At 75.2% G+C, this 13937-nt stretch carries 13 protein-coding genes; 3 read left to right on the top strand and 10 right to left on the bottom strand.

All coding sequences use genetic code 11. The features are described from left to right. Positions 1–95 precede the first annotated feature (95 nt). The 3 genes from ACI8AK_RS10240 (at position 96) to ACI8AK_RS10230 (ending at position 3504) form a co-directional block, all read left to right on the top strand. Positions 96–1472 carry an ABC transporter substrate-binding protein gene (locus tag ACI8AK_RS10240; RefSeq protein WP_456956139.1) on the top strand — a complete coding sequence of 459 codons (1377 nt, stop codon included), beginning with the start codon at positions 96–98 and terminating at the stop codon, positions 1470–1472. A 122-nt stretch (positions 1473–1594) separates the two neighbouring features. Then, a complete protein-coding gene (locus ACI8AK_RS10235) occupies positions 1595–2584 on the top strand; it encodes a carbohydrate ABC transporter permease (protein WP_387994366.1) in 990 nt (329 codons plus the stop codon). Next, entirely contained in the window at positions 2581–3504 is a 924-nt protein-coding gene (locus ACI8AK_RS10230; protein ID WP_387994369.1) for a carbohydrate ABC transporter permease, read from the top strand. Before ACI8AK_RS10235 ends, ACI8AK_RS10230 begins: the two co-directional genes overlap by 4 nt. A 159-nt stretch (positions 3505–3663) precedes the next feature. Here the strand turns inward: ACI8AK_RS10230 and ACI8AK_RS10225 are convergent, their stop codons facing one another. The 10 genes from ACI8AK_RS10225 to ftsW all read right to left on the bottom strand — a co-directional run bounded on the left by ACI8AK_RS10225 (position 3664) and on the right by ftsW (position 13787). Beyond that, positions 3664–4389 (bottom strand): DivIVA domain-containing protein, encoded by a 726-nt coding sequence (locus ACI8AK_RS10225; protein ID WP_456903225.1) that lies wholly within the window; start codon positions 4387–4389, stop codon positions 3664–3666. Positions 4390–4449: 60 nt separating this feature from the next. After that, a complete protein-coding gene (locus ACI8AK_RS10220; RefSeq protein ID WP_073422422.1) occupies positions 4450–4746 on the bottom strand; it encodes a YggT family protein in 297 nt (98 codons plus the stop codon). 67 nt (positions 4747–4813) lie between these two features. Next, entirely contained in the window at positions 4814–5752 is a 939-nt protein-coding gene (locus tag ACI8AK_RS10215) for a cell division protein SepF (RefSeq protein ID WP_456956137.1), read from the bottom strand. Next, a complete protein-coding gene (locus ACI8AK_RS10210; protein ID WP_387994375.1) occupies positions 5752–6501 on the bottom strand; it encodes a YggS family pyridoxal phosphate-dependent enzyme in 750 nt (249 codons plus the stop codon). Before ACI8AK_RS10210 ends, ACI8AK_RS10215 begins: the two co-directional genes overlap by 1 nt. Positions 6502–6530: 29 nt before the next feature. After that, positions 6531–7232: a peptidoglycan editing factor PgeF gene (pgeF, locus tag ACI8AK_RS10205; RefSeq protein WP_456956135.1), complete on the bottom strand. Its 702-nt coding sequence runs from the start codon at positions 7230–7232 to the stop codon at positions 6531–6533. An 89-nt stretch (positions 7233–7321) separates the two neighbouring features. Next, positions 7322–8602 carry a cell division protein FtsZ gene (ftsZ, locus tag ACI8AK_RS10200; RefSeq protein ID WP_456956133.1) on the bottom strand — a complete coding sequence of 427 codons (1281 nt, stop codon included), beginning with the start codon at positions 8600–8602 and terminating at the stop codon, positions 7322–7324. 365 nt (positions 8603–8967) lie between these two features. Then, entirely contained in the window at positions 8968–9756 is a 789-nt protein-coding gene (locus ACI8AK_RS10195) for a cell division protein FtsQ/DivIB (RefSeq protein WP_456956131.1), read from the bottom strand. Then, positions 9753–11198, bottom strand: a complete 1446-nt coding sequence (gene murC, locus ACI8AK_RS10190) for a UDP-N-acetylmuramate--L-alanine ligase (RefSeq protein WP_387994386.1) — start codon at positions 11196–11198, stop codon at positions 9753–9755. Before murC ends, ACI8AK_RS10195 begins: the two co-directional genes overlap by 4 nt. Beyond that, positions 11188–12288, bottom strand: coding sequence for an undecaprenyldiphospho-muramoylpentapeptide beta-N-acetylglucosaminyltransferase (gene murG / locus ACI8AK_RS10185; protein ID WP_387994388.1), 1101 nt, complete (start codon positions 12286–12288; stop codon positions 11188–11190). The genes murC and murG overlap by 11 nt, the downstream gene beginning before the upstream one ends. Then, complete coding sequence (gene ftsW / locus ACI8AK_RS10180; RefSeq protein ID WP_456956129.1) at positions 12285–13787, bottom strand: peptidoglycan glycosyltransferase FtsW; 1503 nt, start codon at positions 13785–13787, stop codon at positions 12285–12287. Before ftsW ends, murG begins: the two co-directional genes overlap by 4 nt. Between the last annotated feature and the right edge of the window lie 150 nt (positions 13788–13937).

Here is a 13937-nt window from a genome sequence, read left to right as displayed (position 1 = left end):
CCCCCGGCGTACCAGACGGGCCGGCAGCTGACCGGCCCGTTCGCACGTGACCACACGCCGCGGTCGACGACCGCGGGGACCCTGAAGGGACGTACATGACGATGCGCGCGACAGGCCGGCGCAAGGGTGCGCTGGCCGGCGGCCTGGGCGTGGCACTGGTGCTCGCCGGCTGCGGCGCAAGTGAGACCAGCGGGGGCGGCGGCGGGACGGCGGCGGCCTCCGACCTGACGATCGACTGCGCTCCGTACGAGGAGTTCGGCGACGTCGAGGGCGAGACGGTGAGCGTCTACACGTCGATCGTCGACCCCGAGGACCAGCCCCACATCGACTCCTACGTGCCGTTCGAGGAGTGCACGGGGATCGACGTGCAGTACGAGGGCTCGCGCGAGTTCGAGGCGCAGCTCGTCGTCCGCGTCCAGAGCGGCAACGCCCCCGACATCGCCTTCATCCCGCAGCCGGGTCTGCTGGCGACGCTCGTCGGCACCGGCGCCGTCGTCCCGGCCCCGCAGCAGGTCGAGGCGAACGTCGACGAGTACTGGGACGAGAGCTGGAAGGCCTACGGCACCGTCGACGGCACCTTCTACGCGGCTCCGCTGGGCGCCAACGCCAAGTCCTTCGTCTGGTACTCCCCGTCGGCGTTCGAGGACGCCGGCTACGAGGTCCCGACGACCTGGGACGAGATGGTCGCGCTCTCCGACGAGATCGCCGCCTCCGGCGCCAAGCCCTGGTGCGCCGGCATCGGCTCCGGTGACGCGACCGGCTGGCCGGCCACCGACTGGCTGGAGGACGTCGTCCTGCGCACCGCGGGTCCCGACGTCTACGACCAGTGGGTCGCCCACGAGATCCCGTTCGACGACCCGCAGATCGTCGAGGCGCTGGACACCGTCGGCGGCATCCTGAAGAACCCCGCCTACGTCAACGGCGGCCTCGGCGAGGTGCAGTCCATCGCCTCCACCGAGTTCGGCGACGCGGGCCTGCCCATCCTCGACGGCAGCTGCTGGATGCACCGCCAGGCGTCCTTCTACCAGGCCAACTGGCCCGAGGGCACCGAGGTCGCCGAGGACGGCGACGTCTTCGCCTTCCCGCTGCCGGCCATCGAGGGCGACGGTGCGGCCCCCGTGCTCGGCGGTGGCGAGTTCACCGCGGCGTTCAACGACGACCCGGCGACCCAGGCGTTCCAGACCTACCTGTCCTCGGCGGACTGGGCCAACGTCAAGGCCCAGGTCTCCGGCCCCGGCTGGGTCAGCGCCAACACCGGCCTCGACGTCGAGAACCTCGTCTCGCCGATCGACCAGCTGGCCGCCGAGCAGTTCCAGAACCCGGACGCCGTCTTCCGCTTCGACGGGTCGGACCTGATGCCCGGTGAGATCGGTGCCGGTGCGCTGTGGACCGAGCTGACCAACTGGATCGCGTCCGACAAGCCGACCCAGCAGGTCCTCACCGACGTCGAGAACGCCTGGCCGACGGCCTGATCCCCGCGGTCCCGGCAGCCGCCGGCTGACGGGACCGCCGTACCCATCCCTGGAGACCGGGGGGACCGCAGCCACGGCTGCGGTCCCCCCGGCCTTCCGTTGCCGGAGAGAGGTCGTCAGCCGTGCAGTGGTTCCTCGACGCGAGCACCACGGGGCACAAGATCGCCCTGATGGTGGTCGCCATCCTCCTGTTCGCCGCCGTGATGGCGGCGATCCTGTTCGCCGTCGACCGGCCCCGGCGGGTGCCGAACTGGGTCGTCGCGGCCGGCTTCGTCGGCCCGACGCTCCTGCTGCTCGCGGTGGGCCTGGTCTACCCCGCCCTCGACACCATCCGCGGGTCGTTCTACGACCGGGACGGCTCGGAGTTCGTCGGGCTGGACAACTACGTCACGGTCTTCACCGAGGACAACTTCCAGACCGTGCTGCTCAACACGCTCCTGTGGGTCGTCCTCGTCCCGCTGGTGACCACCGGCCTCGGGCTGGTCTACGCCTACCTGGTCGACCGCACGCGGTTCGAGGGCCTGGCCAAGGCGCTGGTGTTCCTCCCGATGGCGATCTCGATGGTGGGCGCCGGCGTCATCTGGAAGTTCGTCTACGAGTACCGCCCCGACCAGCCCGGCGTGAACCAGATCGGCCTGCTCAACCAGCTGCTGGTCATGGTCGGCATCGAGCCGCGGCAGTTCCTGCTCGACGCGCCGTCGAACACCTTCTACCTGATCGTCGTGATGATCTGGATCCAGGCCGGCTTCGCCATGACCGTGCTGTCGGCGGCCATCAAGGCCATCCCCGACGACATCGTCGAGGCCGCGCGCCTCGACGGCGTCAGCGGCTTCCAGATGTTCCGCTACGTCACCGTGCCCAGCATCCGGCCCGCCCTGGTGGTGGTGCTGACGACGGTCGCGATCGTGACGCTGAAGGTCTTCGACGTGGTGCGGACGATGACCGGTGGCCAGTTCGGCACCAGCGTCGTGGCCAACGAGTTCTACACGCAGGCCTTCCGCCAGTTCAACGTCGGTCTGGGCGCGGCCCTCGCCGTCCTGCTGTTCGTGCTGGTCGTCCCGATCATCGCCTACAACGTCCGACAGCTGCGTCTCGCCGAGGAGATCCGATGACCACGACCACCCCGGTCATGGCGCCCGTCCCCGCCGACGAGCGCCGGCTCACCCGGGCCGAGCGCCGCGCGGTCGCCGCCCGGACGAAGCTCAGCTCGCCCGCGGCGTCGGTCATCGCGCTGGTCATCGCGGTGCTGTGGACGGTGCCGACCCTCGGCCTGCTCATCACCTCCTTCCGGCCGGAGCTCGACATCCGCCGCTCCGGCTGGTGGACGGTGTTCACCGACCCGACGTTCACCGTCGACAACTACAACGAGGTCCTCTACGGCGGCGGGACGAACTTCGCCTCGCTGTTCGTGAACTCGCTGGTGATCACGCTGCCGGCGGTCGTCATCCCGATCTCGCTGGCGCTGCTGGCGGCCTACGCGTTCGCGTGGATCCCGTTCCGGGGACGCAACATCCTGTTCGTCGCCGTGTTCGCCCTGCAGGTCGTGCCGATCCAGGTGACGCTCATCCCGCTGCTGAGCCTCTACGTGGACACCGGGCTGGCCGGTTCCTTCTGGACCATCTGGCTGTCGCACTCGATCTTCGCGCTGCCGCTGGCGGTCTTCCTGCTGCACAACTTCATGAAGGAGATCCCGCCCTCCCTGGTGGAGGCCGCCCGGATGGACGGCGCCGGCCACGTGAAGATCTTCTTCCAGGTGCTGCTGCCGCTGCTGACGCCGGCCATCGCGGCGTTCGCCGTCTTCCAGTTCCTCTGGGTGTGGAACGACCTGCTCGTCGCGCTGACCTTCGCCGGTGGCGCGCCCGACGTCGTGCCGCTGACCGTGCGGGTCGCCGAGCTCGCCGGAACCCGCGGCTCGGACTGGTACCTGCTCGCGGCGGGGGCGTTCGTCTCCATCGTGCTGCCGCTGGCGGTGTTCCTGGGCCTCCAGCGCTACTTCGTGCGGGGCCTGCTGGCCGGGAGCGTCAAGGGCTGACGGAGGTCCCCGCGCCGGCAGCGGGGTGCAGGCGGGCGGAGGGCCCCGGACGCGACGTCCGGGGCCCTCCGCGTCCCCGGCGCCGTCGCCCGCGCGGACCGGCCCCGGGACGCCACAGGGCCCCCGGACCGGTGGTCCGGGGGCCCTGTGCGGGTGCTGTCAGGCGGGCGCGTGCTGCGTCTGCCGGCTGGCCGACGACGGCTCGGCGGAGCCGCGGGCGTCGAGGTCGCGCAGGTGCGACTCGAGGTAGGACCGGAACCGGGTGCGGTACTCGCGCTCGAAGGTCCGCAGCTCCTCGATCTTGCGCTCGAGGTTCTGCCGCTTCTCCTCGAGGGGGCCCATGACCTCGCGGTGCCGGCGCTCGGCGTCCTGGTCGAGGGCGGCGGCCTTGGCGCGCGCCTCGCGCTCCATCGTGTCGGCGCGGGTGCGGGCGTCGTTGACCATCGACTCGGCGCGCTGCCGCGCCTCGTTGACCATCTGCTCGCTCTTGGCGCGGGCCTCGGCGACCATCCGGTCGCTCTGGGTCTTGGCGCCGGCGACCATCTGGTCGGCCTGGGCCTTGGCCTCGTTGACGTAGCGGTCGGCGGTCTCCGACGCCAGCGCCAGCATCCGGGACGCGCGCGTGGTGTCGTCCTCGCGCGCCGCCGGCGGCGGGACCGGGGCGGGAGCCGGGGCCGGCTCCGGGGCGACCGGCTGGGCGGCGACCCGGCCGGTGCCCGAGCCCGCGCGCAGCTCGTTGTTCTCCTCGATGAGGCGGGCGAGCTCGGCCTCCACCACGTCGAGGAACGCGTCGACCTCGTCCTCGTCGTAGCCACGCTTACCGATCGGCGGCTTCTTGAAGACGACGTTGTGCACGTCGGCTGGCGTGAGTGGCAAGGGGCTCACCTCGGGTCGGACGGCGGATACGGGTTCTGTCGGATCACGCGCGGGGCGCGCGCACGTCGGTCACGCGGTGAGGGCGAGACCGGACGTGATGCTCCGCAGGATGTAGACGGCGATCAATAACACCATGAACGCGAGGTCCAGGCGGATGGACCCCAGGTTCAGGGGCGGGATCACCTTCCGGATCGCCTTGAGCGGCGGGTCGGTGGTCGCGTACACGACCTCCAGGCCCGCGGCGACGAAGCCGGACGGGCGCCAGCTGCGCGCCAGCACCATCACCCAGTCCACGACGAAACGCGCGAACAGCAGGATCAGGAAGACGAGCAGGATCGACGACACGATCTGCCAGAAGAGAGCCACTGTCCTCGCTCGTCCCGGGGCACCTGCGGTGCCGTCTCTGCCTGCCCTCCGCGCCCCGGCCGACGGCTCAGGACTCGGGGAAGGACCCGCTCTCGCGGATCTTGGCCTTGTCCTCGGCCGTCACGTCGACGTCCCGCGGGCTGAGCAGGAACACCTTGGCCGTGACGGGCTCGATGCTACCGCGCAGTCCGAAGACGAGCCCTGCAGCGAAGTCCACCAGTCGCCGCGCGTCGGCGTGGTCGAGCTCGGTCAGGTTCATGATGACCGGGCTGCCCTCGCGGAACGCCTCGCCGATCGCGCGGGCCTCGTTGTAGGTCTTCGGGTGCAGCGCGGTGATCCGGTAGGGCTGCGCCACGGGCGCCGGCTCCGGCGCGGCGACCGGCTCGCGGGCGGCCAGGCCGGCGGCCGCGCCCCCGGTGCCGCCGCTCACCGAGCCCAGCCGGGACGGGCCCGAGGCCGCGGCCGGGGTCGCGGCGGGGGCCGACGGCGGCTGCTGCGCCAGGCCGAGACGGGTCGCGCCCGCGCGGCGGAGGGGAGCGGGCTCGGACGCGGCCGGCGCGGCGACGCGCGGGCCGGGGCGGTCCTCGTCGGCACGGTCGCCGGGGTGGTGGTCGTCGAAGCGGTCGCCGTCGAGCCGGTCGCCGGCGGGACGGCGGCCCTCGTCGGCGCGGTCACCGGGGTAGGAGTCGTCGAACCGGTCGTAGCGGCGCTCGTCGTAGCGGCCCGAGTCGTACCGGCCCGCGTCCAGCCGCGGGGCCTCCAGGCGCCCGGAGTCGTAGCGGGCGCCGTCGTAGCGCCCCTCGTCGTACCGGCCGTCGTCGTAGCGGCCCTCGTCGTAGCGGCCCTCGTCGTAGCGGCCCTCGTCATAGCGGCCCTCGTCGTAGCGGCCGTCGTCGTACCGGTCGTGGTGGTCGGGCTGGCGGGCGTCGTAGCGCCCGTAGGCGCGGGCGTCGTCGTCCTCGACGAGTCCGAGGTAGATGCCCATCTTCCGCATGGCACCGGCCATCAGACGACCTCCTCCGGCGTCCCGGGTGGGACCCCTGTGACTGGTGTGACTGCGGGCGAGGGTATGGGCCGGGGACCGAAGAGCGCGGTTCCGACACGCACGAGCGTGGCGCCGGCCGCGATCGCCTCCTCGAGGTCGCCGCTCATGCCGGCGGACAGCTCCGCGGCGCCGGGGTGGTCGGCGCGCACGCGGTCGGCGAGGGCGGCCAGCCGGGCGAAGGCGGGGCCGGGTTCCTCGTCCCGCGGGGCGACGGCCATGAGGCCGCGCAGCCGCAGGCCGGGCAGGCCGGCGACGGCGTCGGCGAGGGCCGGCACGTCGTCCGGGGCGGCGCCGCCGCGCTCGGCGATCTCCCCGGGCGCCCCGCCGAGGTCGACCTGCACGAAGACCTCCACCGGCCGGCCGGCCTCCTCCCCCGCGCGGGCGAGGGCCCGGGCCAGCGGCAGCCGGTCGACGGAGTGGACGACGGCGCCGGTGCGGGCGACGACTGCGGCCTTGTTGCGCTGCAGCTGGCCGACGAAGTGCCACTCGAGCGGCAGGTCGGCGAGGTCGGCCGCCTTCGCGGTGAGCTCTTGGGCGCGGTTCTCGCCGAACGCCGCCTGGCCGAGCGCGGCGAGCTCGCGGACGTCGCCGGCCGTCCGCGTCTTGCTCACGGCCACCAGCGCCACCGAGGCGGGGTCGCGCCCGGCGGCGCGGGCGGCGGCGGCGATGCGCTCGCGGACGGCGCGCAGACGGTCGGCCGGGGTGGTCACGGGACGATCATCCCGCGCGGCCGCGACCGTCAGCCGAGCCAGGTGACGCCGGCCTGGCGGCCGGTGACGCCGTCGCGGCGGTGGCTGTACAGCCGCCGGTCCTCGACGGTGCAGCGCGGGTCGTGCACCACCTGGGCCAGTCCCGCGCGGCCGAGCAGCTCGGCGAGCCCGGCGCGCAGGTCGAGCCCCGGCGTGCCCCTGCGGGTGCGCACGGCGGCCGCGGGCGCCACCCGGGCCACCTGCGCCTGCATCTCCCGGGGGACCTCGTAGCAGGCGCCGCAGACGGCCGGGCCGAGCAGCGCGGTGGTGTCGGCCGGGCGGCTGCCCAGCCGGGCCATGGCCGCCAGGGTGGCCGGGACGACGCCCTGCCGGACCCCCTCCCGGCCGGCGTGGACGGCGGCGACGACGCCGGCGACCGGGTCGGCCAGCAGCACCGGCACGCAGTCGGCGACCAGCACGCACAGCACCAGGCCGGGGGTGCGGGTCACCAGGGCGTCGGTCGCCGGCAGCGGCCGGTCGGCCGGGCCGTCGACGATCGCGACGCCGGTGCCGTGGACCTGGTCCATCCACACCAGCCGGTCGCCGGGCACGCCCAGCTCGCGGGCGAGCCGCTCCCGGTTGGCGGCGACGTCGGCCGGGTCGTCGCCGACGTGGCCGCCGAGGTTGAACGAGTCGTAGGGCGCGTGCGAGCGGCCGCCCCGCCGGTCGGTGACGACCCGGCGGGGTCGCACCGCCGGCGGACGAAGGACCCCCTCGCCCCCCACCGCTCGCACGCTCCCGGCGGGCCCCTGCGAGGGGGCCGAGGAGTTGGACTCCTCCCTCACTGACGCAGGAACTCCGGGATGTCGAGCTCCTCCTCGAAGTCCTCGTTGCCCAGCGGCCGGCGGCCCGCGGCGGCAGCCGCGGCGTTCTGCACCGGCGGCAGCGGCGGGACGGTGATCCCCCCGCCGGCCGGCGGGGCCGGACGGACCGGGGCCGGGCTGACGGGCACCGGGGCGACCGCGGGCGCCGACGGGACCAGGCGCTCCCCCGTCGCCCGCGGCGCGGCCGACGCCACCGGCGGCGGGCTGCCGCCGAATCGGCTCGGCGCCGGCGGGGCGGCCGGGGCGGGGGCCGGCGTGGCCGCGACGGCGGCGTCCTTGCGGGCGGAGGGCCGGCCGCCGTCGAAGCCCGCGGCGATGACGGTCACGCGGACCTCGTCGCCCAGGGCGTCGTCGATGACCGCACCGAAGATGATGTTGGCGTCGGCGTGGGCGGCGTCGGAGACCAGCGAGGCGGCCTCGTTGATCTCGAACAGGCCGAGGTCGGAGCCGCCGGAGATCGAGAGCAGGACGCCGTGGGCGCCCTCCATCGAGGCCTCCAGCAGCGGGCTGGCGATGGCCTGCTCCGCGGCGAGCAGCGCGCGGTTGTCCCCGCGGGCGCTGCCGATGCCCATGAGCGCCGACCCGGCGCCGGACATGACCGACTTGACGTCGGCGAAGTCGAGGTTGATCAGGCCGGGGGTGGTGATCAGGTCGGTGATGCCCTGGACACCGGAGAGGAGCACCTGGTCGGCGGTGCGGAAGGCGTCCATCACGCTGACGTTGCGGTCGCCGAGCTGCAGCAGCCGGTCGTTGGGGATGACGATGAGCGTGTCGCACTCGTTGCGCAGCTCCTCGATCCCCGACTCGGCCTGGACCGCGCGGCGCTTGCCCTCGAAGGAGAACGGCCGGGTGACCACGCCGATGGTGAGCGCGCCGAGCTTGCGGGCGATCGAGGCGACCACCGGCGCACCGCCGGTGCCGGTGCCGCCGCCCTCGCCGGCGGTCACGAAGACCATGTCGGCGCCCTTGAGCACCTCCTCGATCTCCTCGCGGTGGTCCTCGGCGGCCTGGCGGCCGACGTCGGGCTGCGCGCCGGCGCCGAGGCCGCGGGTGAGCTCGCGGCCGACGTCGAGCTTGACGTCGGCGTCGCTCATCAACAGCGCCTGGGCGTCGGTGTTGATGGCGATGAACTCCACCCCCTTCAGACCGACCTCGATCATCCGGTTGACCGCGTTCACACCGCCGCCGCCGATGCCGACGACCTTGATGACCGCGAGGTAGTTGTGCGGAGGTGTCATGTGGGGCTCCCGACCTCGACCCTCATCCTCAAGTACAGACTTAGTGTTATGTCAACTGGGTCGACGCGGACGAAGTTAGGTGGGCCGCGTCGGGCGCTACAAGCACCCTCCCCGGCCCGGCGTGTCGCCAGGTCGACACCCCACCGTCACCTGGCGACCCGGGTGTCACAACTGCACCACGGTCGGTGACGACCCGCCTGTCGCAGGCCTCATCCCGAGGTCGAGACCCGGGACGGCGGCGGCACGGAGGTGAATCTGACCCGTGCAGCGTGTCGGGCGTGTCGCGAGGACCGGCGTGTCGGCGGCGCGCCGCTCCGGCTGCCGTCCGCGAACGGCCGCACACGGAGCGCGAGCGGTCCGCCGGCTCAGCGCAGGACGACGGCGCGCGGCGAGCTGACGTCGATCGTCGTCGCCGGCTCGATCACCCCGGACGCGACCTGGTCCAGCAGCGCGACCAGCGCCGCGGCCTTCGTGTCGGCGCCGTCCGCGCCGCCCCAGACGACGGTGGTGCCGTCGGCGAGGGCGAGCGTCACGTCCTCGCCGGTGGTGGCCTGCACGCCGGTGACCCGCCCGCGGACGTCGGCCGGCAGCGACACGAGCGCGCCGAGCGCGGCGCGGGTGGCCGGGTCGTCCGGGCCGGGCGTGGCGACGTCGAGCGGGACGACGCCGTCGGGCACCTCGCCGGTGACGGTGTCGAACGGCACACCGTCGCGGTCGACCAGGGAGCGCGTGCCGGCCTGCTCGACGACGGCGACCGGCCGCCGCTCGACCACGGTCACCACGACGCTGCGCGGCCAGCCGCGGGTGACCGTGACGTCGGCCACCTGCGGCAGCCGGGCCACCCGCGCGGCGGCGGCGTCGGTGTCGACCCGCAGCAGCGGCGTGCCCTCCTGGACGCCCGCGGCGGTGCGCACCTGCTCGGCGGTGAGCGTGGTGGCGCCGTCGACGCGGACGGTCCGCACGGCCAGCAGCGGGCTGGCCCACACGGCCCAGCCCGCCGCGACGGCGAGCACGAGCGCGACCGCGGCTCCCACGACGCGACGGCGGCGCCGGTCGGCCGGGCTGTCCCGCCGGCGTCGGCGGCGGGCCGGCCGGGCGACCTCGGCCGGGACCCCGCGCTCCCGGTCGGCGGTCGTCAGGCCGGTGCGGCTCACCGCGCCGCACCCTCCGCGCCGGCGGCCCCGCCACCGAGGGCGGTGAGCACCTCGGGGCCGAGCATCGAGACGTTGCCGGCGCCCATGGTGATGACCACGTCGCCGGGGCGGGCGCGGTCGGCGAGCGCCGGGGCGGCCGCCGACCAGGACGGCTCGAAGGCCACCCGGTCGGGCGGCAGCGGCACGGCGTCGGCGACCAGCGCGCCGGTGACGCCGGGCACCGGGTCCTCCCGGGCGCCGTAGACGTCCATCACCACCACCTCGTCGGCCAGGCCCAGGGCCTCGCCGAAGGCGCCGGCGAACTCGCGGGTGCGGCTGTACAGGTGCGGCTGGAAGGCCACGACCACCCTCCCCTCCCCCGCCACCGCGCGGGCGGCGTGCAGCTGGGCGGTCACCTCGGTCGGGTGGTGGGCGTAGTCGTCGTAGACCCGGACGCCCGCGGCGACGCCCTTGAGCTCGAAGCGGCGGTGCACCCCGCCGAAGCGCTCGAGCCCGGTGACCAGTCCGTCGGCGGGCAGGCCGAGCTCGAGGCCGGCCAGCAGCGCGGCGGCGCTGTTGCGGGCCATGTGCTCGCCGGGCACCCGGATCCGGACCCGGCCGAGCACCGCGCCGTCGAGGACCGCGGTCCAGCTCGTGGCGTCGGGGCCGACGTCGAGGTCGACGATCCGCAGGTCGGCGTCCTCGGTGGTGCCGTAGGTGCGCACCCGGGCCGGCGTCGGGACGCCGCGCAGCCGGGCCGAGCCGGGGTCGTCGGCGCACAGGACGACGAACCCGGCGGGGTCCACCGTGCCGAGGAACCGGTCGAAGGCCGCCTCGACCGCGGCGAGGTCGCCGTAGTTGTCCAGGTGGTCGGCCTCGACGTTGGTGACGATCGCGCCGTGCGGGGCCAGCAGCAGGAACGAACGGTCGCTCTCGTCGGCCTCGGCGACGAAGACGTCGCCCTCCCCCGCGTGCGCGTTGCTGCCCGACTCGTTGAGCGTGCCGCCGATGGCGAACGACGCGTCGACGCCGCAGGCCTGCACGGCGACGGTGAGCATCGAGGTGGTCGAGGTCTTGCCGTGGGTGCCGGCGACGGCGACGCTGCGCCGCCCGGCCATCACCGCGGCCAGCGCCACCGCGCGCGGCAGCACCGGCAGCCCGCGGGCGCGTGCGGCGGCCAGCTCCGGGTTGTCCTCCCGGATCGCGGAGGAGACGACGACGCTGTCGGCGTCGCCGAGGTGCGCGGCGTCGTGCCCGACCTCCACCCGGGCGCCGAGGGCCCGCAGCGCCAGCAGGGTCGGGGTGTCGCGCCGGTCGCTGCCGGAGACGGGCACCCCGCGGGCCAGCAGGATGCGGGCGATGCCGCTCATGCCGGCGCCGCCGATGCCGATGAAGTGCACCGCGCCGAGCTGCTCCAGCGAGGGCACCGGCCCGGTCCACGCGGCGGTCGCGTCAGCGGTCACCGGTCGCCACCTCCAGGACGATGTCGGCCAGCCGCTCGTCCGCGTCGGGGACCCCGGCCGCGGCGGCGTGCGCGGCGTACCCCGACAGCGCCGCGGGGTCGGTGAGCAGGGGCAGCAGGGTCGCCTCGATCCAGGCGGGCGAGAGGTCGGCGTCGTCGACCAGGAGCCCGCCGCCGGCCTCGACCACCGGCAGGGCGTTGCGCCGCTGCTCGCCGTTGCCGATGGGCAGCGGCACGAACGCCGCGGGCAGCCCGACCGCGGACAGCTCGGCCACGGTGACCGCGCCCGAGCGGCACAGCGCCAGGTCCGCGGCGGCGTAGGCGAGGTCCATCCGCTCCAGGTAGTCGACGACGACGTAGGGCGCGGCGCCGGCCGGCCGCGGCGGCACCTCGACGTCGGTGTTCTTCGGGCCGCGGGCGTGCAGCACCTGCACCCCGGCGGCGGTGAGCGCGTCGGCCGCGGCGACCGCCGCCCGGTTGAGCGAGGCCGCGCCCTGCGAGCCGCCGAACACCAGCAGCGTGGGCCGGTCGGCGTCCAGGCCGAAGGCGGCGCGCGCCTCGGCGCGGCGGGCGGCGCGGTCCAGGCCGCTGATCGCCGTCCGCAGCGGCATGCCGACGTGCTCGCCGCGGTGCAGCGGCGTGCCGGGCACGGTCACCGCCACCCGGGCGGCGATCCGCGCGCCGATCCGGTTGGCCAGCCCGGGCAGCGCGTTCTGCTCGTGCACGACCACCGGCACACCCGCGCGTCGCGCGGCCAGGTAGGCCGGCAGCGCGACGTACCCGCCGAACCCGACGACGACGTCGGCGGCGAGCTCGTCGAGCAGCGCACGGGTGTCGCGGACCGAGCGGCGCACCCGGCCGGGCACGCGCAGCAGGTCCAGGGTGGGCTTGCGCGGCAGCGGGACCGGCGGGATCAGCCGCAGGTCGTAGCCGCGCGCGGGCACCAGCCGGGTCTCCATGCCGCGGGCCGTGCCCAGGCAGGTGACCCGCAGGCCGGGGTCCCGCCGCCGCAGGGCGTCGGCCAGGGCCAGCATCGGCTCGATGTGCCCGCCGGTGCCGCCGCCGGCGAGGACGACCGACGGCGCGCTCACCGGGACCGTCCCGGGCGGTCGGCGGGGCGCACCGGGCGGTCGGCCGGGCGCACGGGGCCGCGGTCGGCGGGCCGGGCGGGCACCCGGTCGCGGTCGGGGCGGCGCGCCGGCGGGGGCGGCACCCGGCGCTCGGCCGGGCGGTCCTCGGCGGGCCGGCGCACGGGGTGGGCCTCCACCGGGCGGCGGGGCACCGGGCGGGGCGCGCGCTCGGGCCGGGACCGGGGCGGCCGGACCGGGTCGACGGCGTGGGCGGGGACGGGCAGCAGCCAGCGGGCGAGGCGGCCGCGGGGGGTGCGGCGCAGGTGCTCGATGGCGTCGGGCTCGGATCGGGCGAAGCGGATGAGGAGTCCCACGATGAAGAGGGTGAGCACCAGCGAGGTGCCACCGGCGGAGACCAGCGGCAGCGTGACCCCGGTGACCGGGAGCAGGCCCACCACGTAGCCCATGTTCAGGGCCGCCTGGCCGACCAGCCAGACGGTGATCGCCACGCTGGCCAGCGACACGAAGCGGTCGGTGGCGCGGCGGGCGATGCGGAAGCCGGCGTAGGCCAGCACCGCGTAGAGGGTGATCACGACCAGGCAGCCGAGGAAGCCGAGCTCCTCGCCGATGATCGCGAAGATGTAGTCCGACTCGGCCTCGGGCAGCAGGTTCCACTTCATGGCGCTGTTGCCCAGGCCCACCCCCCACAGGCCGCCGTTGGCCAGCGCGTAGAAGCCGCGGATGGCCTGGAAGCCGGTGTCGGTGGGGTCGTCGAAGGGGTGGAGGAACGCGGTGATCCGCTCCATCCGGTACGGCTCGGCCAGGACCATCAGCACCACGCCGGTGACCACGGTCGCGCCGCCCACCGCCCACAGCCGCCAGGGCATGCCCCCGGCGTAGAGCAGGCCCGAGACCACGAGCAGCAGGCTGATCACGGCGCCGAAGTCCGGCTCGAGCATGAGGAGCAGGGACAGCAGGCCGAAGACCGGCAGCAGCGGGAGCAGCAGCGTCTTCACCGTGAGGTGCCGCCCGTGCACGGCCAGCACGTGCGCCCCCCACAGGGAGACGACGAGCTTGGACAGCTCGGAGGGCTGGAAGTCGGTGAACCCGAGGCTGATCCACGCCCGCGAGCCGTTGTACTCCACGCCGATGCCGGGGACCAGCACGGCCACCAGCAGCACGACGACGACCAGGAGCGCGACCGGCGACCAGCGCCGCACCAGCCCGGCCGGCAGCCGCACCGCGACGCCGAGGGCGACCAGGCCGAGCGCGGCGAACAGCAGCTGGTCCACGCCCGGGCGCCAGGCCGGCTGGTCGGCCAGCGCGGCCTCGATCGCGGAGGCGGAGAAGACCATGACCAGCCCGATGGCCAGCAGCAGCCCGGCCGCGCCGATCACCAGGTGGCAGCTGGTCATCGGCCCGTCGAGCCAGGCCGGCCCGCGCAGGCGCCGGCGCGCCGCGGCCGCGGGCACCCGGCGGGCCGTGCGCCGGGGGCGGGTGGACTCGCTCCGGCCGTCCATCCCGCCATCGTCGCCGCTGCGCCCGCGCAGCAGGAGCACCGACGGCGCGTGTCGCGTCCGGTCGCCGCGGACCGGGCCCCGCGGTGAGGTGCCGGAGCGGCCCCCTCGCAGGGGCCCGCGCCGGGCGTGCGAGGCGTGGGGGGCGAGGGG

This window comes from Geodermatophilus sp. SYSU D00867 (assembly GCF_054050315.1).
This window is presented reverse-complemented; position numbering and strand designations above follow the sequence as displayed.

Coding starts and splice junctions, on each gene's coding strand:
- ACI8AK_RS10240 (WP_456956139.1), top strand. CDS start 96: ATGACGATGCGCGCGACAGGCCGGCGCAAGGGTGCGCTGGCCGGCGGC.
- ACI8AK_RS10230 (WP_387994369.1), top strand. CDS start 2,581: ATGACCACGACCACCCCGGTCATGGCGCCCGTCCCCGCCGACGAGCGC.
- ACI8AK_RS10215 (WP_456956137.1), bottom strand. CDS start 5,752: ATGGCCGGTGCCATGCGGAAGATGGGCATCTACCTCGGACTCGTCGAG.
- ftsZ (WP_456956133.1), bottom strand. CDS start 8,602: ATGACACCTCCGCACAACTACCTCGCGGTCATCAAGGTCGTCGGCATC.
- ftsW (WP_456956129.1), bottom strand. CDS start 13,787: ATGGACGGCCGGAGCGAGTCCACCCGCCCCCGGCGCACGGCCCGCCGG.